The sequence below is a fragment of the Streptomyces sp. NPDC053367 genome (assembly GCF_044545925.1).
Lineage (GTDB): Bacteria > Actinomycetota > Actinomycetes > Streptomycetales > Streptomycetaceae > Streptomyces.
Map to the genome: position 1 here is coordinate 481,591 of NZ_JBITYN010000005.1, position 20,993 is coordinate 502,583.

The following is a 20,993-nucleotide window of genomic DNA, read 5'->3' on the forward strand; positions in this document are numbered from 1 at the left end:
CTGCGCGAAGGGCCCCGTCCGACTCACGGACGGGGCCCTTCGCGGTCGCTGCCTAGCGCAGCGGGCCGGTGACCTTCTCGGCGGCCGCGACCAGCGAGCCGTCGCGGACGAAGGCGTCCGCGGCGGCCAGGTCGGGGGCGAGGTAGCGGTCCGGGCCGGGGCCGCCGACACCGGCCGCGCGGGCGGCGTCGACGACCGCGCGGGTCGCCGGGGCCGGGGTGAGGCCCTCGCGCAGCTCGACCGCGCGGGCGGCGGCGTACAGCTCGACGGCGATGACCCGGGTGAGGTTGTCGACGGCGGTGCGCAGCTTGCGCGCGGCCGACCAGCCCATGGAGACGTGGTCCTCCTGCATGGCGGAGGACGGGATGGAGTCCGCCGAGGCCGGGACGGCCAGCCGCTTCAGCTCGCTGACCAGCGCGGCCTGCGTGTACTGGGCGATCATCAGGCCGGAGTCGACGCCGGCGTCGTCCGCGAGGAACGGCGGCAGGCCGTGGCTGCGGTTCTTGTCGAGCAGCCGGTCGGTGCGCCGCTCGGCGATGGACGCCAGGTCGGCGGCGGCGATGGCGAGGAAGTCCAGGACGTAGGCGACCGGGGCGCCGTGGAAGTTGCCGTTGGACTCGACGCGGCCGTCGGGCAGCACGACCGGGTTGTCGACGGCGGAGGCCAGCTCGCGCTCGGCGACGAGCCGGGCGTGGGCCATGGTGTCCCGGCCGGCGCCGGCGACCTGCGGGGCGCAGCGCACCGAGTAGGCGTCCTGCACGCGCGGGGCGTCGTCCTGATGGTGGCCGGTGAGGCCGGAACCCCGCAGCACGGCCAGCATGTTGGCGGCGGAGTCGCCCTGGCCCGGGTGCGGGCGGATGGCGTGCAGCTCGGGGGCGAGGACCTTCTCCGTGCCGAGCAGCGCCTCCAGGGAGAGGGCCGCGGTGATGTCGGCGCTCTTGTAGAGGGTGTCGAGGTCGGCGAGGGCCATGATCAGCATGCCGAGCATGCCGTCGGTGCCGTTGAGGAGGGCCAGGCCCTCCTTCTCGCGCAGCTCGACGGGCGCGATGCCGGCCTCGGCGAGCAGCTCGGCGGCGGGCCGCACGGTCCCGTCGGGGCCCTCGGCGTCACCCTCGCCCATCAGGGCCAGGGCGCAGTGCGAGAGCGGGGCGAGGTCGCCGGAGCAGCCGAGGGAGCCGTACTCGTGCACGACCGGGGTGATCCCGGCGTTCAGCAGGTCGGCCATGGTCTGCGCGACCTCGGGGCGGACACCGGTGTGGCCGGAGCAGACGGTCTTCAGCCGCAGGAACATCAGCGCGCGCACGACCTCGCGCTCGACGCGCGGGCCCATGCCGGCGGCGTGCGAGCGGACGATGTTGCGCTGGAGCTGGGTGCGCAGCTCCTGGCTGATGTGCCGGGTCGCCAGGGCGCCGAAGCCGGTGCTCACGCCGTAGACGGGGTCGGGCTTGGCGGCCAGCGCGTCCACGATCTCGCGGGCCGCCGCGAGTGCCGCCACCGCCTCCTGAGACAGCTCGACCCGGGCGCCGCCGCGCGCCACGGCGAGGACGTCGGACGCGGTCGTGCCGGACGTCCCCACCACCACAGTGTGCATATCCATATTCAGGAGCGTACGCAGTGAAGACGAAGATGTCACCAGTGGGACCCCGGTTCGCCCCTTACCGAATACGTCACATCCACGCCGTCGCGGTGGACGTACGTCAGTGGCGGCCGCGGAACCGGCGGCGCTCGGCCCCGGTCTCGTGCGCGGGCTCGTCGGCGAGGCGCACGACGGGGTCGTCGGGGCCCTCGCGGCCGGCCACCACCGGCTTGTGCGCCCGTACGGCCTTGGCCTGGTACTGGGCGGCGTCGGCCAGCCGGAACAGCCGCCGCGCCGAGCGGACCGCCCCGATGGGGTCCCCGGTGGACGCCACCCCGCAGGCGACGCCCTCGCCCAGCTCCAGCTCGGCGGCCCTGCGGCACACCTCCTCGGCGACCTCGACCACGTCGTCCGCGGGCGGGCCGGCCGCCAGCAGGCAGAACTCGTCCCCGCCGAGCCGGGCGACCAGCGCGCCGGGCAGCATCGCGCCGCACAGGGAGAGAACCGAGCCGAAGCGTTCCAGCAGCCGGTCGCCGACGGCGTGACCGAGGGTGTCGTTGACCCGCTTGAGGCCGTTCAGGTCGCAGACGACGAGGCTGACGACCACGCCCTGGTCGCGATGGCGCTCGATCGCCTCGTCCAGGCGCATGTCGACGCACCGGCGGTTGGCCAGACCGGTCAGCGCGTCGGTGAACGCCAGCCGGCGGGCCTCCTCCAGGCGCTCGGTCTGCGCGATGCCCGCCGCGACGACCGCGGCGAGCACGGTGGCGAACTCCGCGTCGGCCGGTTCGAACACGGGCTCCCCGACGGGCCGGGCGACATACAGCTCGCCCCAGGCCCGTCCGTGCAGCACGACCGGGGCGACGACGCAGCTGCCCCGGCCGCGGCGGCGCAGGGCCGCGACGCGCTGGTGGATGTAGCCGGGGCGGCCCGCGGCGGGGCCCTCGGCGGTCTCCACCCAGGCGTTGGGGCCACCGCCCCCCGCCCAGCGCTCGTGCAGGAACTCGGTGATCTCCGGGAACTGGTGGACGGGGTAGGTCTCGTCCTCCGGGTACTCCACCTCGCCGAAGGCCCGCTCCCCCACGTTCACCAGGACCTTCAGACGGCCCCGCTCGCGCTCCCAGACCGAGAGCGCGGCGAAGCTGCCGTCGAGCGCGTGGCAGGCGCCCTGCGCCGCCGCGCGCCAGGACTCGCGGGGAGTGTGTACCGCGGCCATGCCCTGCGCCAGTGCGACCACCGCGGAGAGTCGCTTGTCCTCGCCCATTGCTCCAGGTTAGGGAGATTTGGGGTGGGGTGGGGCGTTTGTGTGGCGAACAGGTGGGGTCTCCGCCGTCCCGGTCGTCACTCACCCGGCCACAGGGGCTTGCGCTTCTCGTTGAAGGCCCTGACCCCCTCCGCCCGGTCCCCCGAGAAGGCCACCGACCTCCACGCCGCGTCCTCGACCTCCAGCCCGGCGGGGAGGTCGAGGCCGTGGCCGAGGCGGAGGGCCCGCTTGGCGGCGCGCAGGCCCACGGGGGAGTTGGCGGCGATACGGCCGGCGAGGGCGAGGGCCTCCTCGCGGTCTCGGCCCTCGTCGACGAGGACGTCGATCAGGCGGAGCTCGCGGGCCTCCTCGGCCTCCACGCGGCGGGCCGTGAAGATCAGCTCGGCGGCGCGGGCGGCGCCGACGCGGCGGGGCAGCAGCTGGGTGCCGCCGCCGCCCGGGATGACGCCGACGGAGACCTCGGGCAGGCCCACCACGGCCGTGCGGTCGGCCACGATCACATCGCAGGACAGGGCCAGCTCGAAGCCGCCGCCGAGGGCGAAGCCGTGCACCGCGGCGATCGTCGGCACGGGCAGCTCCAGCACGCCGGTGTAGGCGCCGCGGGCGACCGGGCGCTGACGCACCAGCTCGGCGTCGGTGAAGGAGTTGCGCTCCTTCAGGTCGGCGCCGACGCAGAAGGCGCGCTCATGGGTGGAGGTGACCACGACGGCCCGTACGCCGCGGTCCGCCCCCAGCGCCGCGCACGCCCCGGCGACGGAACGGGCCATCTCCGTCGACACGGCGTTCATCGCCTTCGGCCGGTCCAGGGCCAGCTCGGCCACGTGGCCCCCGTCCCCGTGCCGCCGCACGGCCACGAACTCCCCGAACCGCTCCTCGCTCATGACACCCTCCGGTTAACGCGGGTTAACAACACTCAACCCGATCATCGCAGCCGGGCCCCTCCGGGGGAAGAGCGGCCCTCGGTCCAGTGCCGACAACCCGTTCGAGTGACATCCGGTCGACTCCCCCGCCCCGCGCCGCCGGAGCGCATAGCGTGCACGCCCACGGCGCACGGGGGCGCGAGCGCATCGGGGAGGCGGCACGATGACGGACGACACGACCGGGGACACAGGGACCAGGGACACAGGGACCGGCGGCAGGACCGCGCGGACCACGGCCGAGGGCGCCTCCGTCCCCGCCGGACCCGTCCGGCCGCGGGGCCGGCACCGGCGGCCGAGGCCCCGGAGGGCCGTGCTGGCGGTGGGTGGACTGGCGCTGGCGGCGGGGGCGTTGAGCCTGGTGCGGATGGCGCCGGACACCGGGATCGGGGGGCTAGGGACGGGGACGGCGGAGGCCGAGCCGCGGATCGATCCGTACCGGGGGACCGAGCGGGCGACGAACGCGGGGGCCACCGTCACCACCGTGCCGCGGGTGAGCCCGTCCGCGACCGTCCCGCTCGGCGGGGCCGGCTCCTCCCCGGTGCCGGGCGCCGCCGGAACACCTTCCGGGGCTCCGGCCGCCGTACCGTCGCGCTCCGCGAGCGGCGTCTCCGAGGCGCCCGTCGCGCCCGTACCGACCGCCACCGGCATCCCGCAGGCGCCGAGCACCCCGACGTCCGGGACCGGCCGGCCGACCGCGGGGCCGCCCTCGGACACCCGCTCCCCGGCCCCTCAGCCGACGTCGACCACCGCCCCGCAGCCGTCCTCGCCCCCTCCGGCCACCGACCGGCCGACGCCGCCGCCGGGGCTGTGCCTCCCGGTCATCGGGCTGTGCGTACTGGACGACGAGCACTGACACGCCGTACGGGCGGCGCGCGGTGGTCACGCCGTGGGCGCGCCCTCGCGGCGGGTGAGCAGCCACGGCTCGACCACGCCGAGGCCGCGGACCGGCCGCTGCCACATGGGCTGGAGCGCGAACCGGTAGACCGGCGGCTCCTCGCCCTCCTTCTCCGCGGCGGCCGCCGCCTCCGCGGCCTCCGTCTCGGAGGCGGGCGCCTCACCGGTGCGGATCAGCTCCTCGGCGAAGGCGCTGTCGACGAGCACGGCGTCACGCGGGGCTATGGAGGTCAGCCGGGAGGCCAGGTTGACCGTCGTGCCGAAGACATCGCCCATACGGGTGGTGACCGTGCCGAAGGCGATGCCCACCCGCAGTTCCGGCATCGTCTCGTCGTTCGCCATCGTCTCGATCAGGCGCAGCGCGATCTCCGCCGCCGTGCCCGCGTCGTCCGCGGCGTACAGCACCTCGTCACCGAGCGTCTTGATCAGCCGCCCGCCGCGCGCGGCCACGAGGTCGGCGGCGGTCGTCTCGAAGGCCTCGACCAGCTCGCCGAGCTCCTCCTCCTCCAGGCGGCGGGTGAGCCTCGTGAAGCCGACCAGGTCGGCGAAGCCGACGGCGAGCCGGCGGTCGACCATCTCCTCGTCGTCGGCGGCCTGCACGACCCGGCCCGTCGCGGCGGCCAGCTGCCGGCGCCAGACGTAGACCAGGAACTCCTCCAGCTCGGGCAGCAACAGCTCGACCAGCGGATACGTCACCTCGGTCCGGGTCATGCCCGGCTCCGGCGGCTCGGTCAGGCCCTCCAGGAAGGAGTCGATCTGCCACTCGGCCAGCCGGGCCGTGGTCTGCCCGGTGGAACGGGCCACCTGCACGGCCATCGCCTCGCTGAGCAGCCCCGCCTCCACCAGACCGGCCAGCCGGCGCAGCGCCAGCACGTCCGCCTCGGTGAGCGCCTTGGCCTGGCCGATGTCGGCGAAGCCCATCGCGCGCCAGAAGCGGGACGCCAGTTCCATGGAGACGCCCGCGCTGCGGGCAGCCTGGAAGGGGGTGTAGCGGCGCTCGGCGCCCAGGATGAGCTGTTCGAGACGGAGCGCCAGCGGGTCCTCGCCGGAGTCGGCGCCCTGCGGGTCCCTGCCGGAGCCCGTGTCGTCGACGGTCACGCCTGCTGCCCTTCCGATCTGCCGCGGTCAGATATCGACCGGCCTCAACTGTACGGCCTCGCTACGCCGGGTTTCGCCGCGTCGGGGCTGCGTGTGCCCATCGCGCCCACGCGGCGGAGCCGCACATCGATACGGCCCCGCGCCCCTCGGCCACGCATCCCCTAGGCCGGTCTCAAGTGGACGATGTCTCCTGCTCCTACTGGTTCCTGCACTCCCTCCTTCGTGGCGATGACCAGCCTTCCGTCGCCGTCGACCGCGACCGCCTCGCCCACGAGGGAGCGGTCGCCGGGCAGCTCCGCCCGGACCGTCCGTCCCAGCGTCGCGCACCCCGCCGCGTACGTCTCCTGGAGGCCGGACGCCGCGGGGTCGCCGCCGGCCGCGCGCCAGCGGCCGTACCAGTCCTCCAGGGCGCGCAGGACGGCCCGCAGGAGGGTGTCGCGGTCGGTGCTGACGGCGTTCGCGAGGGCGAGGGAGCCGGCCTGGGGGACGGGGAGTTCGTCCTCGCGGAGGGTGACGTTGATGCCGATGCCCAGGACGACCATGTCGTCTCCGGCGCGCTCGGCGAGGATGCCGCCGGCCTTGCGCTCCTCGCCGCCCACGGTGACGAGGAGGTCGTTGGGCCACTTGAGTGCCGTGTCCACGCCCGCCGCGCGGGACAGGCCGGTGGCGACGGCGACGCCGGTGAGCAGGGGCAGCCAGCCCCAGCGGGCGACCGGGACCTCGGCGGGGCGCAGCAGGACGGAGAGGAAGAGGCCGGAGCGGGGCGGGGCCGACCACTGCCGGTCCAGGCGGCCGCGTCCGGCGGTCTGCTCCTCGGCGACGAGCACGGTCCCCTCCCCGGCCTTGCCCGCGGCGGCGAGCGCGACGAGGTCGGAGTTGGTGGAGCCGGTGCTGCGGACGACGTCCACGGCCCGCCACAGCCCTCCCTCACGGATCAGCCCCCGGCGCAGGGACATGACGTTCAGGGGCGGCCGGTCCAGGTCGGACCAGCGGTTGTCGGAAGGCTCTCGCGGCGTCATGCAAGCCACCCTAGGTGTGGTGTACGCCGCACTGCCGATCGGTAGGCCCAGCACTACGCTACGGATGAGTAATCGTCCCCCCTTTTGAGCAGGCAGGGAGCCGCATCCCGATGTCCGAGCCGGAAGAGATCGACATTCACACCACCGCGGGCAAGCTCGCGGATCTCCAGCGCCGCATCCAGGAGGCGACGCACGCCGGCTCGGAACGTGCCGTCGAGAAGCAGCACGCCAAGGGCAAGCTGACGGCCCGTGAGCGGATCGACCTGCTTCTCGACGAGGACTCCTTCGTCGAGCTGGACGAGTTCGCCCGGCACCGCTCCACCAACTTCGGCCTGGAGGCCAACCGCCCCTACGGCGACGGCGTCGTCACCGGCTACGGCACGGTCGACGGCCGCCCGGTCGCGGTGTTCTCGCAGGACTTCACCGTCTTCGGCGGTGCGCTGGGCGAGGTCTACGGCCAGAAGATCGTCAAGGTCATGGACTTCGCGCTGAAGACCGGCTGCCCGGTCATCGGCATCAACGACTCCGGCGGCGCCCGCATCCAGGAGGGTGTGGCCTCGCTGGGCGCGTACGGCGAGATCTTCCGCCGCAACACCCACGCCTCGGGTGTGATCCCGCAGATCAGCCTGGTCGTCGGCCCGTGCGCGGGCGGCGCGGTGTACTCCCCGGCGATCACCGACTTCACGGTGATGGTCGACCAGACCTCGCACATGTTCATCACCGGCCCGGACGTCATCAAGACGGTCACCGGCGAGGACGTCGGCTTCGAGGAGCTGGGCGGCGCCCGCACCCACAACTCCGTCTCCGGTGTGGCCCACCACATGGCCGGCGACGAGAAGGACGCCATCGAGTACGTCAAGCAGCTGCTGTCGTACCTGCCGTCCAACAACCTCTCCGAGCCGCCGGCCTTCCCCGAGGAGGCCGACCTGGCGGTCACGGACGAGGACCGCGAGCTGGACACGATCGTGCCGGACTCGGCGAACCAGCCGTACGACATGCGCACGGTCGTCGAGCACGTCCTGGACGACGGCGAGTTCTTCGAGACGCAGCCGCTGTTCGCGCCGAACATCGTCACCGGCTTCGGCCGGGTCGAGGGCCACCCCGTCGGTGTCGTCGGCAACCAGCCGATGCAGTTCGCCGGCTGCCTGGACATCCCGGCCTCCGAGAAGGCGGCCCGGTTCGTGCGCACCTGCGACGCCTTCAACATCCCGGTGCTGACGTTCGTGGACGTACCCGGCTTCCTGCCCGGTGTCGGCCAGGAGCACGACGGCATCATCCGCCGCGGCGCCAAGCTGATCTACGCCTACGCCGAGGCGACCGTCCCGCTGATCACGGTCATCACCCGCAAGGCCTTCGGCGGCGCCTACGACGTGATGGGCTCCAAGCACCTCGGCGCCGACCTCAACCTCGCCTGGCCGACGGCCCAGATCGCGGTGATGGGCGCCCAGGGCGCGGTCAACATCCTGCACCGGCGCACCCTCGCCGAGGCGGAGGCGAACGGTGAGGACCTGGAGGCGGTGCGCGCCCGGCTGATCCAGGAGTACGAGGACACCCTCCTCAACCCCTACATCGCCGCCGAGCGCGGTTACGTCGACTCCGTCATCGCCCCGTCCGACACACGCCGCCACATCGTGCGCGGCCTGCGTCAGCTGCGTACCAAGCGGGAATCCCTGCCCCCGAAGAAGCACGGCAACATCCCTCTGTAAGGAGCCGCTGTGACGATCAAGGTCGTACGGGGCAACCCGACCCCCGAGGAGCTGGCCGCCGCCCTGGCGGTGGTCAGGGCCCGCGCCGCGGCGGCTTCGGCCGTGCCGTCCGGCGCGCCCGCCCCGAGGGACTCCTGGTCCGACCCGTCCCGTATCTCGGGCCGGCGGGTGCCCCAGGCGGGGCCGACGTCATGGGCCCGCACGTACTGGCCCTCGTAGGGCCTCACAGCACGTCCGCGACGGCTTCGGCCATCACCGCGTACCCGGCGTCGTTCGGGTGCAGGTGATCGCCGGAGTCGTACGCGGGCCGCAGCCGGCCGGGGTCCTGCGGGTCGGCCAGGGCCCGGTCGAGGTCCACCACGGCGTCGTACTCCCCTGAGCCGCGGATCCACTCGTTGAGCTCGTGGCTCACCTTCGCCGCGTGCTCGCCCCAGTGGTCCGAGCCGCCGAACGGCAGCAGGGTCGCTCCGATCACGCGCAGCCCGGCCCCGCGCGCCTGCCGGATCAACTCACGGTGCCCGGCGATCAGTTCCGCCGCCTCCACGACCGGCGCCGGCTTGTACGTGGGCTGCTCGTCGGTCTCGCTGAAGCCGATGTCGTTGAGCCCGAGCAGGACGACGAGCGTGTCCACGCCCGGGTGGGCGAGCACGTCCCTGGAGAGCCGGTTCAGGCCCTTCTCGCCGTACCACGCGGAGTCGTTGAGGAGCAGGTTCCCGCCGATCCCGGCGTTCAGCACGGGCCGTCCGGTGCGGGCGGCGAGGGCGTCGGACCAGCGGCGGTCCGCGCCCGGGGTCGAGCCGAAGCCGTCGGTGATCGAGTCGCCGAAGAGGGCGACGGCGTCCCGGCGGCCCGCGTCCGTCTCGACGGCGGTGAGGAAGTACCAGGACTCGGTGGCGGCGTCGAAGCCGTCGGCGGCGGCCGTGAGGTCGCCCTCGCCGCGGTAGCTGCGGGTGAAGGCCTGCGCGTGGAAGGTCGCGGGCCCGGTCGCGCCGTCGAAGTACAGGGTGACGGCGAGGGACTCCCCCGCGCCGACGGCGAGTTCGGCGGGGTCGCTGACGAGTTCGCCGCGGGCGGGGATCTCCGCGCCCGCCGCTCCCGCGAAGGTCAGCCGCCGCAGCGAGCCCGGCTCCCCGGCCCGCCCCGCACTCGCCGCCGCGACCCGCACGGGTGAGGTGCCGTAGGCGTGGGACAGCCGTATCCGCACCCGCTCTCCCCCTCCGGAGAGCCGGACGACCTGGCGCAGGGACTGCCGCCAGAACCCCTCGCGGGACCAGTTGGGGGTGAAGCCCTCGCTGGGGAGCTGGGGTGACGCGGTCCAGACGGTGGTGAACACGGCAGGGCCCTCCCGGCCTTGACGAAGAATCTTAATGGAACCGAAGTGCCATTAGACTAACAGAACCAGAGTCCCGTTTGCTGAAGTTGAGTACGCGTACTCAGGCGCCGCCCGAGCCGCCGGCCGGACCATTGCGGTCATGCTGTGGTCCGACCCGGAGAACGAGCCGCCCGAGGAACTGCGTGAGATGCAGGCGATGTTGCGGCGACTGGGCGTTCTCATGGCCGTGGCCATGGTGCTGGCGATGATCGCGATCGGCCTGAGGTGAGACACGGCCTGCCACCGGCGGACCGCGCCGATACGCTGGCGGCATGACTGATCAGCCGCGCCGCCGACTCGTCCTCGCCTCCCAGTCCCCCGCCCGGCTCGGGCTGCTGCGCCAGGCAGGGCTCGCCCCCGAGGTGATCGTGAGCGGCGTCGACGAGGACGCCGTCAGCGCGCCGACGCCGGCCGAACTGGCGCTCGCCCTGGCCGAGGCCAAGGCCTCCGTGGTGGCCGCCCGGCCCGAGGCGCGGGGCGCGCTGGTGATCGGCTGCGACTCGGTGCTCGAACTCGACGGACAGGCCCTCGGCAAGCCCGCCGACGCCGAGGAGGCCACCGCCCGCTGGAAGTCCATGCGCGGCCGCGCGGGCGTCCTGCAGACCGGCCACTGCGTCTGGGACACGGACACCGGCCGCTACGCCTCTGCGACCGCCTCCACGGTCGTCCGCTTCGGCGAGCCCACCGATGAGGAGATCGCCGCGTACGTCGCCTCCGGGGAACCCCTCCATGTCGCGGGCGCCTTCACCCTCGACGGCCGCTCGGCCCCGTTCATCGACGGCATCGACGGCGACCACGGCAACGTCATCGGCCTCAGCCTGCCCCTGCTGCGCCGGCTGCTCGGCCGGCTGGGGGTCTCCATCACCGAGCTGTGGACCTGATCCCCGTCACTACGCGGGCGCGGCCTCACCCGTGGGTTCCGGGCCCGCGCTCTCCTCGCGGGCGCCCTGGGCGTCGTACGTCATCAGCAGCAGGACGATCAGGGCCAGTACGGCGACCATGGACAGGAAGGCGCCCAGGCCCACCAGACCCCAGGTCAGGGCGCCCAGCAGTCCGTGCACGACCGCCGCGCTGACCAGCACGACACGCCCGAAGCCCGCGGGCGCGCGATCCCGCAGCGCGACGAGCAGGGCGACGTAGGCGCACAGCAGGAAGTAGAGACCGAACAGAATTCCGCCGCCCTTCGAGGCCAGGGACATCACGTCCGGGTCGAGGCCGCCCATGGACATGCGCTGACGTTCGACGACCACTCCGAGGAACCAGTTGACCGCGGCGATCACGAGGCCCTCCAGGAGCAGGACGAGCGCCAAGAGCCATGCCACAGGTCTGCGCACCACGGGTCCCCACCCTCTTCCGAACGCGACGTTCGAGCCACCGCGAACGCTACTAACGGGTAAACCAGCGGACAAGGGTTCGGTGCCGGGCAAAGAATCATTGGGCCATTCGTAGGGACTCGACAAAGAATCAGAGTGGGCCGCAGCACGCCCGCACAGAGACCTTGGCCACACGAGAGGGCTAGGGTTGCCCGGAGAAGTCCTGCGTACCGAGGTACGACAAGGGATTTCACGGGTGGAGCACGCCTCGCATCACGCTCCGTGTGGCACAGCTCACCATTGGGGACGGGTCGAACTGCCGTGTCGGCAGTCCCTAAACTCGGCTTGTTTCAAGGAGGGAGCCTCAATCGTGCGCAAGGTGCTCATCGCCAACCGTGGCGAAATCGCTGTCCGCGTGGCCCGTGCATGCCGGGACGCCGGGATCGGCAGCGTGGCCGTCTACGCCGACCCGGACCGGGACGCTCTGCATGTCCGCGCGGCGGATGAGGCGTTCGCCCTGGGCGGTGACACCCCGGCCACCAGCTATCTCGTCATCGACAAGATCCTGAACGCCGCCCGGGAGTCCGGGGCCGACGCCATCCACCCGGGCTACGGCTTCCTCTCCGAGAACGCCGAGTTCGCCCAGGCGGTCATCGACGCCGGGCTGATCTGGATCGGCCCGCCGCCGCAGGCCATCCGGGACCTCGGTGACAAGGTCGCCGCCCGGCACATCGCCCAGCGCGCGGGCGCCCCGCTCGTCGCGGGCACCCCGGACCCGGTCTCCGGCGCCGACGAGGTCGTGGCCTTCGCCAAGGAGCACGGCCTGCCGATCGCCATCAAGGCCGCCTTCGGCGGCGGTGGCCGCGGTCTGAAGGTCGCCCGCACCCTCGAAGAGGTGCCGGAGCTCTACGACTCGGCCGTCCGTGAGGCGGTCGCCGCCTTCGGCCGCGGCGAGTGCTTCGTCGAGCGCTACCTCGACAAGCCGCGCCACGTCGAGACCCAGTGCCTCGCCGACACCCACGGCAACGTGGTCGTGGTCTCCACCCGTGACTGCTCGCTGCAGCGCCGCCACCAGAAGCTCGTCGAGGAGGCCCCCGCGCCCTTCCTCTCGGACGAGCAGGTCGCCGAGCTGTACCGCGCCTCCAAGGCCATCCTGAAGGAGGCCGGCTACGTCGGCGCCGGCACGGTGGAGTTCCTCGTCGGCCTCGACGGCACGATCTCCTTCCTGGAGGTCAACACCCGCCTCCAGGTCGAGCACCCGGTCACCGAGGAGGTCGCCGGCATCGACCTGGTCCGCGAGATGTTCCGCATCGCCGACGGCGAGGCGCTCGGCTACGGCGACCCGGAGCTGCGCGGCCACTCCTTCGAGTTCCGCATCAACGGCGAGGACCCGGGCCGCGGCTTCCTGCCCGCGCCGGGTACGGTCACCCGCTTCGACGCGCCGTCCGGTCCGGGCGTCCGGCTGGACGCGGGCGTGGAGTCCGGCTCGGTCATCGGCCCGGCGTGGGACTCGCTGCTGGCCAAGCTGATCGTCACCGGCGCCACCCGTGAGCAGGCCCTGCAGCGTGCCGCGCGTGCGCTGGAGGAGTTCCAGGTCGAGGGCATGGCCACAGCCATCCCGTTCCACCGCGCGGTGGTCAAGGACCCGGCGTTCGCGCCCGAGCTGACCGGCTCCAGCGACCCGTTCACGGTCCACACCCGCTGGATCGAGACCGAGTTCGTCAACGACATCAAGCCCTTCGCCGCGCCGGCCGACACCGACACGGACGAGGAGGCGGGCCGCGAGACGGTCGTCGTCGAGGTCGGCGGCAAGCGCCTCGAGGTCTCCCTGCCGTCCTCCCTCGGCATGTCCCTGGCCCGCACCGGCCTCGCGGCGGGCGCCAAGCCCAAGCGCCGCGCGGCCAAGAAGTCCGGCCCGGTCGCCTCCGGCGACACCCTCGCCTCGCCCATGCAGGGCACGATCGTCAAGATCGCCGTCGAGGAGGGCCAGGAGGTCCAGGAGGGCGACCTGGTCGTCGTCCTGGAGGCCATGAAGATGGAACAGCCCCTCAACGCCCACAGGTCCGGCACCATCAAGGGCCTGACCGCGGAGGTCGGCGCGTCCGTCACCTCGGGCGCGGCGATCTGCGAGATCAAGGACTGATCCTTTTCAGCACCGGTTCCCCGTGCCTGCCTGTCTTTCAGGGGGCGCGGGGAACTGCGCGTTCAGCCACGACGGACGGCGAGACGCACAGCAGCGGCAGGCGCCACGGCGAGAGGCGAGCGGGAACTCACCGCCGCCGCATGTCGGCCACCCGAGCAGCGCGCTGCTCCACGGACGCCCCCTGCTCGTTCAGCACGCCTGCGCGCAGGGACGCCGCCGCCCCGCGCCTCGGCGCCGGCAGCGGCACGTCCCGCCGCTGGGGGCGTACGCCGGCGGCCTCACCCCCGGCGGGGACCCCGTTTCCCGGCCCGCCGGCCACCGCGATCTGCACGCCCTGATCGGCCAGCGCCTGCAGCTCGGTCGCCGCACGGTCGTCGTGCGCGGGCGGCTCGTCGGTGACGAGCCGGGTGATCACGTCCGTGGGCACGGTCTGGAACATGGTGTCCGTCCCCAGCTTGGTGTGATCCGCGAGCACGACCACCTCGGCGGCGGCCTGCACCAGCGCCCGGTCGACGGACGCGGAGAGCATGTTGGACGTGGACAGCCCGCGCTCGGCGGTGAGACCGCTGCCGGAGAGGAAGGCGCGCGACACCCGCAGCCCCTGGAGGGACTGCTCGGCGCCGGAGCCCACGAGGGCGTAGTTGGAGCCCCGCAGCGTGCCGCCGGTCATCACGACCTCGACACGGTTGGCGTGGGCCAGCGCCTGGGCGACGAGCAGGGAGTTGGTGACGACGGTCAGGCCGGGGATCCGGGCGAGCCGGCGGGCGAGCTCCTGGGTGGTGGTCCCGGCCCCGACGACGATGGCCTCGCCCTCCTCGACGAGGTTCGCGGCGAGATCGGCGATCGCGGTCTTCTCGGCGGTCGCGAGATGTGATTTCTGCGGGAAGCCGGACTCGCGGGTGAGTCCGCCCGGCAGCACCGCACCGCCGTGCCGGCGGTCGAGGAGTCCTTCTGCCTCCAGTGCCCGCACGTCACGTCGTACGGTCACTTCGGAGGTCTGGACGACGCGGGCGAGTTCACGGAGCGACACTGCCCCGTTGGCTCGCACCATTTCGAGGATCAATTGGCGACGTTCTGCAGCGAACACGAAACTGACAGTAACCCCGACGACCGTCTGGTTTCAGCAGTTTGCGCCGAATAACAGAAGTTGTTCGCACAGGGCGACGGGAAGTGGTATACGGGCGTATCCCGTCGCCCTCGCGGGCGCCAAAACCCTTACGCGTCGCCGGTCTTGCGGGTGTGCAGCTGCCGCGCCACCTCGGCGATCGAGCCGGACAGGGAGGGGTAGACGGTGAACGCGTTCGCGATCTGTTCGACCGTCAGGTTGTTGTCGACGGCGAGCGAGATGGGGTGGATGAGCTCCGACGCGCGCGGCGCGACGACCACGCCGCCGACCACGATGCCGGTGCCCGGCCGGCAGAAGATCTTGACGAAGCCGTCGCGGATGCCCTGCATCTTCGCGCGCGGGTTGCGCAGCAGCGGCAGCTTCACCACCCGGGCCTCGATCACCCCGGCGTCCACGTCGGCCTGGGTGTAGCCGACGGTGGCGATCTCCGGGTCGGTGAAGACGTTGGAGGAGACCGTCTTGAGGTTCAGCGGGGTCACCGCGTCGCCGAGGAAGTGGTACATGGCGATACGGCCCTGCATCGCGGCGACGGAGGCGAGCGCGAAGACACCCGTCACGTCACCGGCGGCGTACACGCCGGGGGCGGTCGTCCGGGAGACCTTGTCGGTCCAGATGTGACCGGAGTCCTTCAGTTTCACGCCGGCCTCCTCGAGGCCCATCCCCGCGCTGTTGGGGATGGCGCCGACCGCCATCAGGCAGTGCGAGCCGGTGATGACGCGGCCGTCGGCGAGGGCGACCTCGACGCGGTCGCCGACGCGCTTGGCGGACTGGGCGCGGGAGCGGGCCATGACGTTCATGCCGCGGCGGCGGAAGACGTCCTCCAGGACGGCGGCGGCGTCGGGGTCCTCGCCCGGCAGCACGCGGTCGCGGGAGGAGACGAGGGTGACCCGGGACCCGAGGGCCTGGTAGGCGCCGGCGAACTCGGCGCCGGTGACGCCGGAGCCGACCACGATGAGCTCCTCGGGCAGCTCGTCGAGGTCGTAGACCTGCGTCCAGTTCAGGATGCGCTCGCCGTCCGGCTGGGCGTCGGGCAGCTCGCGCGGGTGGCCGCCGGTCGCGATGAGCACGGCGTCGGCGGTGAGGGTCTCCTCGGTGCCGTCGGCGGCGGTGACCACGACCTTGCGGGAGCCGTCCAGGGCCTGCATGCCCTCCAGACGGCCCCGGCCGCGCAGCACGCGGGCGCCGGCCCGGGTGACGGCGGCGGTGATGTCGTGCGACTGGGCGAGCGCGAGCCGCTTCACCCGCCGGTTGACCTTGCCCAGGTCCACGCCGACGACCCGGGCGGCCCGCTCCAGCGGAGGCGTGTCGTCGGCGACGATGATGCCCAGCTCCTCGTAGGAGGAGTCGAAGGTGGTCATCACCTCGGCCGTTGCGATAAGGGTCTTCGACGGCACGCAGTCGGTCAGCACCGACGCCCCGCCCAGACCGTCGCAGTCGACGACGGTCACCTCCGCGCCGAGCTGAGCGGCCACCAGGGCCGCTTCGTATCCGCCGGGTCCGCCACCGATGATCACGATCCGAGTCACGTACCCCATTGTCCCGCACCCCCGAAGGTGCCACCGCCCCGGGGGCGCGGGCGTGGTGCGTCCGTTACAAAGGGGACGCCCCGGGACCGCGGTGGTGTGAGTTCCCCGCTGCCGTACCCTCTCCCCATGTCGCTCTATGCCGCGTACGCCGGCAACCTCGACCCGCGGCTCATGACGCGCCGCGCCCCGCACTCGCCGCTGCGCGCCACCGGCTGGCTGAACGGGTGGCGGCTGACCTTCGGGGGCGAGCAGCTCGGCTGGGAGGGCGCCCTCGCCACGATCGTCGAGGACCCGTTCGCCCAGGTCTTCGTCGCCCTGTACGACATCGCCCCGATGGACGAGGACTCCCTCGACCGCTGGGAGGGCGTCGGCCTCGGCATCTACCGCCGCCTGCGGGTCCGCGTCCACACCCTGGACGGCGAGGAGTCCGCCTGGGCGTACGTCCTCAACGCCTACGAGGGCGGCCTGCCGTCGGCCCGCTACCTGGGCGAGGTCGCCGACGCGGCCGAGTCGGCCGGGGCGCCGCACGACTATGTGATGGAGCTGAGGAAGCGGCCCTGCTGAGAACAGCGCCCTGAACGCCGCCTCCCCCGCCGTTCGTGGGAAACGACAAGACAACGATCGCCATCCCGTGAGCTCTGTCATCTACGCGCGTAGGCGAGAAGCCGCTACGCTCATCCACGTGAACGCATCTCTTCTTCCGGACGACATCCAGGGCGACCCGTACGCCGCCGCCGACGCCGCCGCCGCTCGCCTGCGCGAACTGACCGGCGCCGAGTCCCACGACGTCGCCCTCGTGATGGGCTCCGGCTGGGCTCCGGCCGTGGACGCCCTGGGCGAGCCCGACGCCGAGTTCCAGGTCACCGAGCTGCCCGGGTTCCCGGCGCCCGCGGTCCAGGGGCACGGCGGCAAGGTCCGCTCGTACAAGATCGGTGAGAAGCGCGCCCTGGTGTTCCTGGGCCGCACCCACTACTACGAGGGCCGCGGCGTCGCCGCCGTCGCCCACGGTGTGCGCACCGCGGTCGCGGCCGGCGCCAAGACGGTGGTCCTCACCAACGGCTGCGGCGGTCTGCGCGAGGGCATGCGCCCGGGCCAGCCCGTGCTCATCAGCGACCACCTCAACCTCACGGCGACGTCCCCGATCGTCGGCGCCAACTTCGTCGACCTGACGGACCTGTACTCCACGCGGCTGCGCGCCCTGTGCAAGGAGATCGACCCCACCCTGGAGGAGGGCGTCTACGCGCAGTTCCCCGGCCCGCACTACGAGACCCCGGCGGAGATCCGTATGGCCCGGGTCATCGGCGCGGACCTGGTCGGCATGTCGACGGTCCTGGAGGCCATCGCGGCCCGTGAGGCGGGCGCCGAGGTGCTCGGCATCTCCCTGGTGACCAACCTCGCCGCGGGCATGACCGGTGAGCCGCTGAACCACGAGGAGGTCCTCCAGGCCGGCCGTGACTCGGCCGCCCGGATGGGCTCGCTGCTGGCCCAGGTGCTCGGCCGGATCTGAGTCGCACCAGGGGTGGGCCCGGGCCGCGGTCCGAGGGCCACCCCTTTCCCCATCACACGAGAGGTTGACCGCACGTGACCGACGATCTCATCGCACGGGCCCAGGCCTGGCTGGCCGAGGACCCCGACCCGGAGACCCGCGAGGAGCTGGCCGCGCTCGTCGACGCAGAGGACGTCGCCGAGCTGACGGCCCGCTTCAGCGGCACCCTGCAGTTCGGCACCGCCGGTCTGCGCGGTGAGCTCGGTGCCGGCCCGATGCGCATGAACCGGTCGGTCGTGATCCGCGCCGCCGCCGGCCTCGCCGGCTACCTCAAGGGCAAGGGCCGGACCGGTGGCCCGGTCGTCATCGGTTACGACGCCCGCTACAAGTCCGCCGACTTCGCGCGGGACACGGCGGCCGTGATGACGGGCGCGGGCCTGAAGGCCGTGCTGCTCCCCCGCCCGCTGCCCACGCCCGTGCTCGCGTTCGCGATAAGGCACCTCGGCGCGGTCGCGGGTGTCGAGGTCACCGCCAGCCACAACCCGCCCCGCGACAACGGCTACAAGGTCTACCTCGGCGACGGCTCGCAGATCGTGCCGCCCGCCGACGCGGAGATCGCCGCCGAGATCGACGCGATCGCGGCCCTCGCGGACGTGCCCCGCCCGGACAGCGGCTGGACGGTGCTCGACGACGCCGTCCTGGACGCCTACCTGGCCCGCACGGACGCCGTCCTCGCCGAGGGGTCGGCCCGCACCGCCCGGACCGTCTACACGGCCATGCACGGCGTCGGCAAGGACGTGCTGCTGGCCGCGTTCGCCCGCGCCGGCTTCCCCGAGCCGGTCCTGGTCGCCGAGCAGGCCGAGCCGGACCCGGCGTTCCCGACGGTCGCCTTCCCCAACCCGGAGGAGCCGGGCGCGATGGACCTGGCGTTCGCCAAGGCCCGCGAGGTGGAGCCCGACCTGGTCATCGCCAACGACCCGGACGCCGACCGCTGCGCCGTCGCGGTCAGGGACGGCGCCGGCTGGCGGATGCTCCGCGGCGACGAGGTCGGCGCCCTGCTCGCCGCGCACCTGGTCGCCCGGGGCGCCCGGGGCACCTTCGCCGAGTCGATCGTCTCCTCCTCCCTCCTCGGCCGGATCGCCGAGAAGGCGGGCCTGCCCCACGAGGAGACCCTCACCGGCTTCAAGTGGATCGCCCGCGTCGAGGGCCTGCGCTACGGCTACGAGGAGGCGCTCGGCTACTGCGTCGACCCCGAGGGCGTGCGCGACAAGGACGGCATCACCGCCGCCCTGCTGATCACCGAGCTGGCCTCGGAGCTGAAGGAGCAGGGCCGCACCCTGCCGGACCTGCTGGACGACCTGGCCGTCGAGCACGGCCTGCACGCCACCGACCAGCTCTCCGTGCGGGTGCAGGACCTGTCCCTCATCGCGGACGCCATGCGGCGCCTGCGCGAGCAGCCGCCGACCGAGCTGGCGGGCCTGGCCGTCACCCGCGCCGAGGACCTCACCCGGGGTACGGAGACGCTCCCGCCCACCGACGGCCTGCGCTACACCCTCGACGGCGCCCGCGTCATCGTCCGCCCCAGCGGCACCGAGCCCAAGCTCAAGTGCTACCTGGAGGTCGTCGTCCCGGTCGCCGCGCACGCCGAGCTGCCCGCGGCCCGCGCCAGGGCCACCGACCTGCTCACCGCCATCAAGCGCGACCTGTCGGCGGCGGCCGGCATCTGACCCGGCCCGCCGGCCTCGGCCGCCACCCGTGCCCGTGGGGCGCCCCTCCGTCCGGGGGCGCCCCACGGCCGTGTCCGCCCCCGGGCGCCCTCACTCGGCCGGAGGGCGGCCCATCGGGTGATTCCCGGGCGGCGGGAAGCCCTACGGCAGCACGAACAGCAGCAGCGCCGTCCAGCCGACCGCCGCGATCAGGCCGTACGGCCACCGCGGGCCGCCTCGGCGGCGGGGGACGGCGGCTTCGGTCGGGCGCTTGGCCGGGTCCTTCCACAGGGCCGTGATTTCCGCGGCGATGCGGTCGTGGCGGTGGACCCGGCCGAGGCGGCGCTCCAGACGGCGCCAGCGGTTGCCGTTGAGGGTCCACTGCGCGAAGTCCCGGTCGGTGCTGTCGATGGCCAGCTGCTGCTTGTCGGCCTTCACCCGCCGCAGCTGCTCCCACGGGATGTGCCGGGGGCCCCGCAGGCCGTCCAGCCACAGGCCCTCGCGGTCGGCGACGACGTACCAGGCGACCATGTGCGGCGCCAGGCCGTAAGCCACGGCCGCGACGAACGCCCCGGTCAGCCAGCGCGGCCACCCGTGCTCGTCCCAGACGAAGACGCAGGCGATCGCCAGGAAGACCAGCAGGGAGAGCCGGTCCCGCAGCCCGGCCCGCCACAGCCGCACCTGCCCGCCCGTCACGGACGCGGCGAGGTCGTCGAGGCGCTGCCGGTCGGCGGCCTCGTCCGCCACGGCCCGCTTCTGCCGGGCCGCCCGGCGCCGGGCGGCATACGCCGACAGCGGCCGGACCGGCCCGGTCGAGCACTCGGTGACGGGCGGCTCGTCCGGCGTCTCGGCGGCGCTGACGACCACCACCTCGGCGCCGTCCCAGGGCGCGCCGTACAGGACGGCCTCCCGCAGCGGTCCGGGCTCCTCGGCGTCGAGCCGGTCGAGGACGGCCTGCCACTCGTCGTCCTCGTCGTCCGGGGAGCCCTCGTCGCCCGCGGAGTCCGGGGAGTCGTCGTCCTCGTCGTCCTCGTCGGGCACCGCCGTGGCGATCGTGAACAGCGGGTGCCGGGCGGCGCGGTCGTCGGCGGCGAAGACGTACGTGTCCACGTCGGCGCCCTCCCGCACCAGCACCCGCAGCACCGGCACGGGCCGGGAGCGCAGGGCGGACGCACGGCGGCGGGCCAGCACACCGGAGAGCACCACGGTGGCGCCCAGGCCCATCACGCAGCAGGCCAGGGCCGGGGTGACCTGCCGGTCCTCGGCCAGTTCCCAGACGTCCCGGACGGCGAACAGCGCGGCCCCGGCCACGGCGACGAGCACCCCCGCCCCGATCAGGAACCGCCCGCGCACGACCTTCCCCGCCGCATCCGGCACCACAGCCCTCGCTCCCCCGGCTGCCGCCTCCGCCGCGGCCCGCTGCCGTCGGCGCGCGAGCAGCCGCGTGAGGACGAGGCCCCACGCCCCGGCGAGGGCGACGGCCAGGCCGAGCCGCACAGCGAGCGGCGCCTGCGTCTGCAGGAGCACAGAACCGGCCGTGACCGGCGCGGCCACCGCCACCGCCTCGGGCCTCAGGGTGAGCCACACCAGGTGCAGCGCGGCGAGCGCGGCCGCCCACCCGGGCAGGCCGGCGTACAGGCCCAGGGCGCCGCTCGCGGCGAGCGCGGCCACGAGCAGGGCGAAGTTCGCCGCGTCGGACGCCCGTGCGGGCACCCAGCGCGGGGCGAGCGCGGCCTGCCAGCGGCGCGCCCCCTCGGTGCCCCAGGCCGGACAGCCCTCGGGCACGAGACCGGCGGGCAGCGGCAGGGGACCTTCGATGTCGGCGTTCGTAGTCATCGAAGGTC

At 73.5% G+C, this 20,993-nt stretch carries 19 protein-coding genes; 9 read left to right on the forward strand and 10 right to left on the reverse strand.

Translation table 11 applies throughout. From position 1 onward, the window contains the following. Nucleotides 1-52: 52 nt before the first annotated feature. From hutH to ACIGXJ_RS17605, 3 genes are all read right to left on the reverse strand, one after another. Nucleotides 53-1,591, reverse strand: a complete 1,539-nt coding sequence (gene hutH, locus ACIGXJ_RS17595; RefSeq protein WP_399646007.1) for a histidine ammonia-lyase — start codon at nucleotides 1,589-1,591, stop codon at nucleotides 53-55. A 106-nt stretch (nucleotides 1,592-1,697) separates the two neighbouring features. After that, on the reverse strand, nucleotides 1,698-2,840 hold the full coding sequence (locus tag ACIGXJ_RS17600; RefSeq protein ID WP_399645799.1) for a diguanylate cyclase domain-containing protein: 1,143 nt from the start codon (nucleotides 2,838-2,840) through the stop codon (nucleotides 1,698-1,700). Between the two features lie 77 nt (nucleotides 2,841-2,917). Beyond that, nucleotides 2,918-3,721, reverse strand: coding sequence for an enoyl-CoA hydratase/isomerase family protein (locus ACIGXJ_RS17605; protein ID WP_399645801.1), 804 nt, complete (start codon nucleotides 3,719-3,721; stop codon nucleotides 2,918-2,920). Nucleotides 3,722-3,923: 202 nt separating this feature from the next. Here ACIGXJ_RS17605 and ACIGXJ_RS17610 point away from each other — a divergent pair, with 202 nt between their 5' ends. Next, nucleotides 3,924-4,613 carry a hypothetical protein gene (locus ACIGXJ_RS17610; RefSeq protein WP_399645803.1) on the forward strand — a complete coding sequence of 230 codons (690 nt, stop codon included), beginning with the start codon at nucleotides 3,924-3,926 and terminating at the stop codon, nucleotides 4,611-4,613. A gap of 26 nt (nucleotides 4,614-4,639) precedes the next feature. Here ACIGXJ_RS17610 and ACIGXJ_RS17615 read toward each other — a convergent pair whose 3' ends face one another. After that, nucleotides 4,640-5,752, reverse strand: a complete 1,113-nt coding sequence (locus ACIGXJ_RS17615) for an adenylate/guanylate cyclase domain-containing protein (protein WP_399645805.1) — start codon at nucleotides 5,750-5,752, stop codon at nucleotides 4,640-4,642. A gap of 161 nt (nucleotides 5,753-5,913) precedes the next feature. After that, the gene (locus ACIGXJ_RS17620) at nucleotides 5,914-6,771 is read right to left on the reverse strand and encodes a biotin--[acetyl-CoA-carboxylase] ligase (protein WP_399645808.1); all 858 of its coding nucleotides are present in this window, start codon (nucleotides 6,769-6,771) and stop codon (nucleotides 5,914-5,916) included. A 110-nt stretch (nucleotides 6,772-6,881) separates the two neighbouring features. On the opposite strand from ACIGXJ_RS17620, the gene ACIGXJ_RS17625 reads away from it, so the two are divergent. Then, nucleotides 6,882-8,477 carry an acyl-CoA carboxylase subunit beta gene (locus tag ACIGXJ_RS17625; RefSeq protein ID WP_399645810.1) on the forward strand — a complete coding sequence of 532 codons (1,596 nt, stop codon included), beginning with the start codon at nucleotides 6,882-6,884 and terminating at the stop codon, nucleotides 8,475-8,477. Between the two features lie 9 nt (nucleotides 8,478-8,486). Continuing rightward, entirely contained in the window at nucleotides 8,487-8,696 is a 210-nt protein-coding gene (locus ACIGXJ_RS17630) for an acyl-CoA carboxylase epsilon subunit (RefSeq protein WP_399645812.1), read from the forward strand. A gap of 4 nt (nucleotides 8,697-8,700) precedes the next feature. On the opposite strand, the gene ACIGXJ_RS17635 is transcribed toward ACIGXJ_RS17630, so the two are convergent. Then, nucleotides 8,701-9,810, reverse strand: a complete 1,110-nt coding sequence (locus tag ACIGXJ_RS17635; RefSeq protein ID WP_399645815.1) for an SGNH/GDSL hydrolase family protein — start codon at nucleotides 9,808-9,810, stop codon at nucleotides 8,701-8,703. A gap of 139 nt (nucleotides 9,811-9,949) precedes the next feature. Between ACIGXJ_RS17635 and mmpB the strand changes: the two genes are divergently transcribed. Both mmpB and ACIGXJ_RS17645 read left to right on the forward strand, forming a co-directional pair. Continuing rightward, on the forward strand, nucleotides 9,950-10,078 hold the full coding sequence (mmpB, locus tag ACIGXJ_RS17640; RefSeq protein WP_399645817.1) for a morphogenic membrane protein MmpB: 129 nt from the start codon (nucleotides 9,950-9,952) through the stop codon (nucleotides 10,076-10,078). Nucleotides 10,079-10,121: 43 nt separating this feature from the next. Continuing rightward, a complete protein-coding gene (locus ACIGXJ_RS17645) occupies nucleotides 10,122-10,730 on the forward strand; it encodes a Maf family protein (RefSeq protein WP_399645819.1) in 609 nt (202 codons plus the stop codon). Nucleotides 10,731-10,739: 9 nt separating this feature from the next. Here the strand turns inward: ACIGXJ_RS17645 and ACIGXJ_RS17650 are convergent, their stop codons facing one another. Continuing rightward, nucleotides 10,740-11,171, reverse strand: coding sequence for a hypothetical protein (locus tag ACIGXJ_RS17650; RefSeq protein ID WP_399645823.1), 432 nt, complete (start codon nucleotides 11,169-11,171; stop codon nucleotides 10,740-10,742). Between the two features lie 361 nt (nucleotides 11,172-11,532). On the opposite strand from ACIGXJ_RS17650, the gene ACIGXJ_RS17655 reads away from it, so the two are divergent. Next, nucleotides 11,533-13,305, forward strand: a complete 1,773-nt coding sequence (locus ACIGXJ_RS17655) for an acetyl/propionyl/methylcrotonyl-CoA carboxylase subunit alpha (protein WP_399645826.1) — start codon at nucleotides 11,533-11,535, stop codon at nucleotides 13,303-13,305. Nucleotides 13,306-13,432: 127 nt separating this feature from the next. Here ACIGXJ_RS17655 and ACIGXJ_RS17660 read toward each other — a convergent pair whose 3' ends face one another. Together ACIGXJ_RS17660 and ACIGXJ_RS17665 are read right to left on the reverse strand one after the other, a co-directional pair. Next, nucleotides 13,433-14,392: a DeoR/GlpR family DNA-binding transcription regulator gene (locus ACIGXJ_RS17660; RefSeq protein ID WP_399645829.1), complete on the reverse strand. Its 960-nt coding sequence runs from the start codon at nucleotides 14,390-14,392 to the stop codon at nucleotides 13,433-13,435. 128 nt (nucleotides 14,393-14,520) lie between these two features. Next, nucleotides 14,521-15,966: an NAD(P)H-quinone dehydrogenase gene (locus ACIGXJ_RS17665; RefSeq protein WP_399645832.1), complete on the reverse strand. Its 1,446-nt coding sequence runs from the start codon at nucleotides 15,964-15,966 to the stop codon at nucleotides 14,521-14,523. Between the two features lie 117 nt (nucleotides 15,967-16,083). Between ACIGXJ_RS17665 and ACIGXJ_RS17670 the strand changes: the two genes are divergently transcribed. The 3 genes from ACIGXJ_RS17670 to ACIGXJ_RS17680 all read left to right on the forward strand — a co-directional run bounded on the left by ACIGXJ_RS17670 (nucleotide 16,084) and on the right by ACIGXJ_RS17680 (nucleotide 19,170). Further along, a complete protein-coding gene (locus tag ACIGXJ_RS17670; RefSeq protein WP_399645834.1) occupies nucleotides 16,084-16,521 on the forward strand; it encodes a gamma-glutamylcyclotransferase in 438 nt (145 codons plus the stop codon). A gap of 118 nt (nucleotides 16,522-16,639) precedes the next feature. Continuing rightward, nucleotides 16,640-17,464, forward strand: a complete 825-nt coding sequence (locus ACIGXJ_RS17675; protein ID WP_399645836.1) for a purine-nucleoside phosphorylase — start codon at nucleotides 16,640-16,642, stop codon at nucleotides 17,462-17,464. Between the two features lie 74 nt (nucleotides 17,465-17,538). Continuing rightward, nucleotides 17,539-19,170: a phospho-sugar mutase gene (locus ACIGXJ_RS17680; protein WP_399645838.1), complete on the forward strand. Its 1,632-nt coding sequence runs from the start codon at nucleotides 17,539-17,541 to the stop codon at nucleotides 19,168-19,170. A gap of 141 nt (nucleotides 19,171-19,311) precedes the next feature. Here the strand turns inward: ACIGXJ_RS17680 and ACIGXJ_RS17685 are convergent, their stop codons facing one another. Next, the gene (locus ACIGXJ_RS17685) at nucleotides 19,312-20,985 is read right to left on the reverse strand and encodes a hypothetical protein (RefSeq protein ID WP_399645840.1); all 1,674 of its coding nucleotides are present in this window, start codon (nucleotides 20,983-20,985) and stop codon (nucleotides 19,312-19,314) included. Nucleotides 20,986-20,993 lie beyond the last annotated feature (8 nt).

Bases quoted from the DNA above. Each gene is read 5' to 3' on its own strand.
- ACIGXJ_RS17600 (WP_399645799.1), bottom strand. From the start codon at position 2,840: ATGGGCGAGGACAAGCGACTCTCCGCGGTGGTCGCACTGGCGCAGGGC.
- ACIGXJ_RS17625 (WP_399645810.1), top strand. From the start codon at position 6,882: ATGTCCGAGCCGGAAGAGATCGACATTCACACCACCGCGGGCAAGCTC.
- ACIGXJ_RS17665 (WP_399645832.1), bottom strand. From the start codon at position 15,966: ATGGGGTACGTGACTCGGATCGTGATCATCGGTGGCGGACCCGGCGGA.
- ACIGXJ_RS17620 (WP_399645808.1), bottom strand. From the start codon at position 6,771: ATGACGCCGCGAGAGCCTTCCGACAACCGCTGGTCCGACCTGGACCGG.
- mmpB (WP_399645817.1), top strand. From the start codon at position 9,950: ATGCTGTGGTCCGACCCGGAGAACGAGCCGCCCGAGGAACTGCGTGAG.
- ACIGXJ_RS17685 (WP_399645840.1), bottom strand. From the start codon at position 20,985: ATGACTACGAACGCCGACATCGAAGGTCCCCTGCCGCTGCCCGCCGGT.
- ACIGXJ_RS17645 (WP_399645819.1), top strand. From the start codon at position 10,122: ATGACTGATCAGCCGCGCCGCCGACTCGTCCTCGCCTCCCAGTCCCCC.
- ACIGXJ_RS17605 (WP_399645801.1), bottom strand. From the start codon at position 3,721: ATGAGCGAGGAGCGGTTCGGGGAGTTCGTGGCCGTGCGGCGGCACGGG.
- ACIGXJ_RS17670 (WP_399645834.1), top strand. From the start codon at position 16,084: ATGTCGCTCTATGCCGCGTACGCCGGCAACCTCGACCCGCGGCTCATG.
- ACIGXJ_RS17610 (WP_399645803.1), top strand. From the start codon at position 3,924: ATGACGGACGACACGACCGGGGACACAGGGACCAGGGACACAGGGACC.
- hutH (WP_399646007.1), bottom strand. From the start codon at position 1,591: ATGCACACTGTGGTGGTGGGGACGTCCGGCACGACCGCGTCCGACGTC.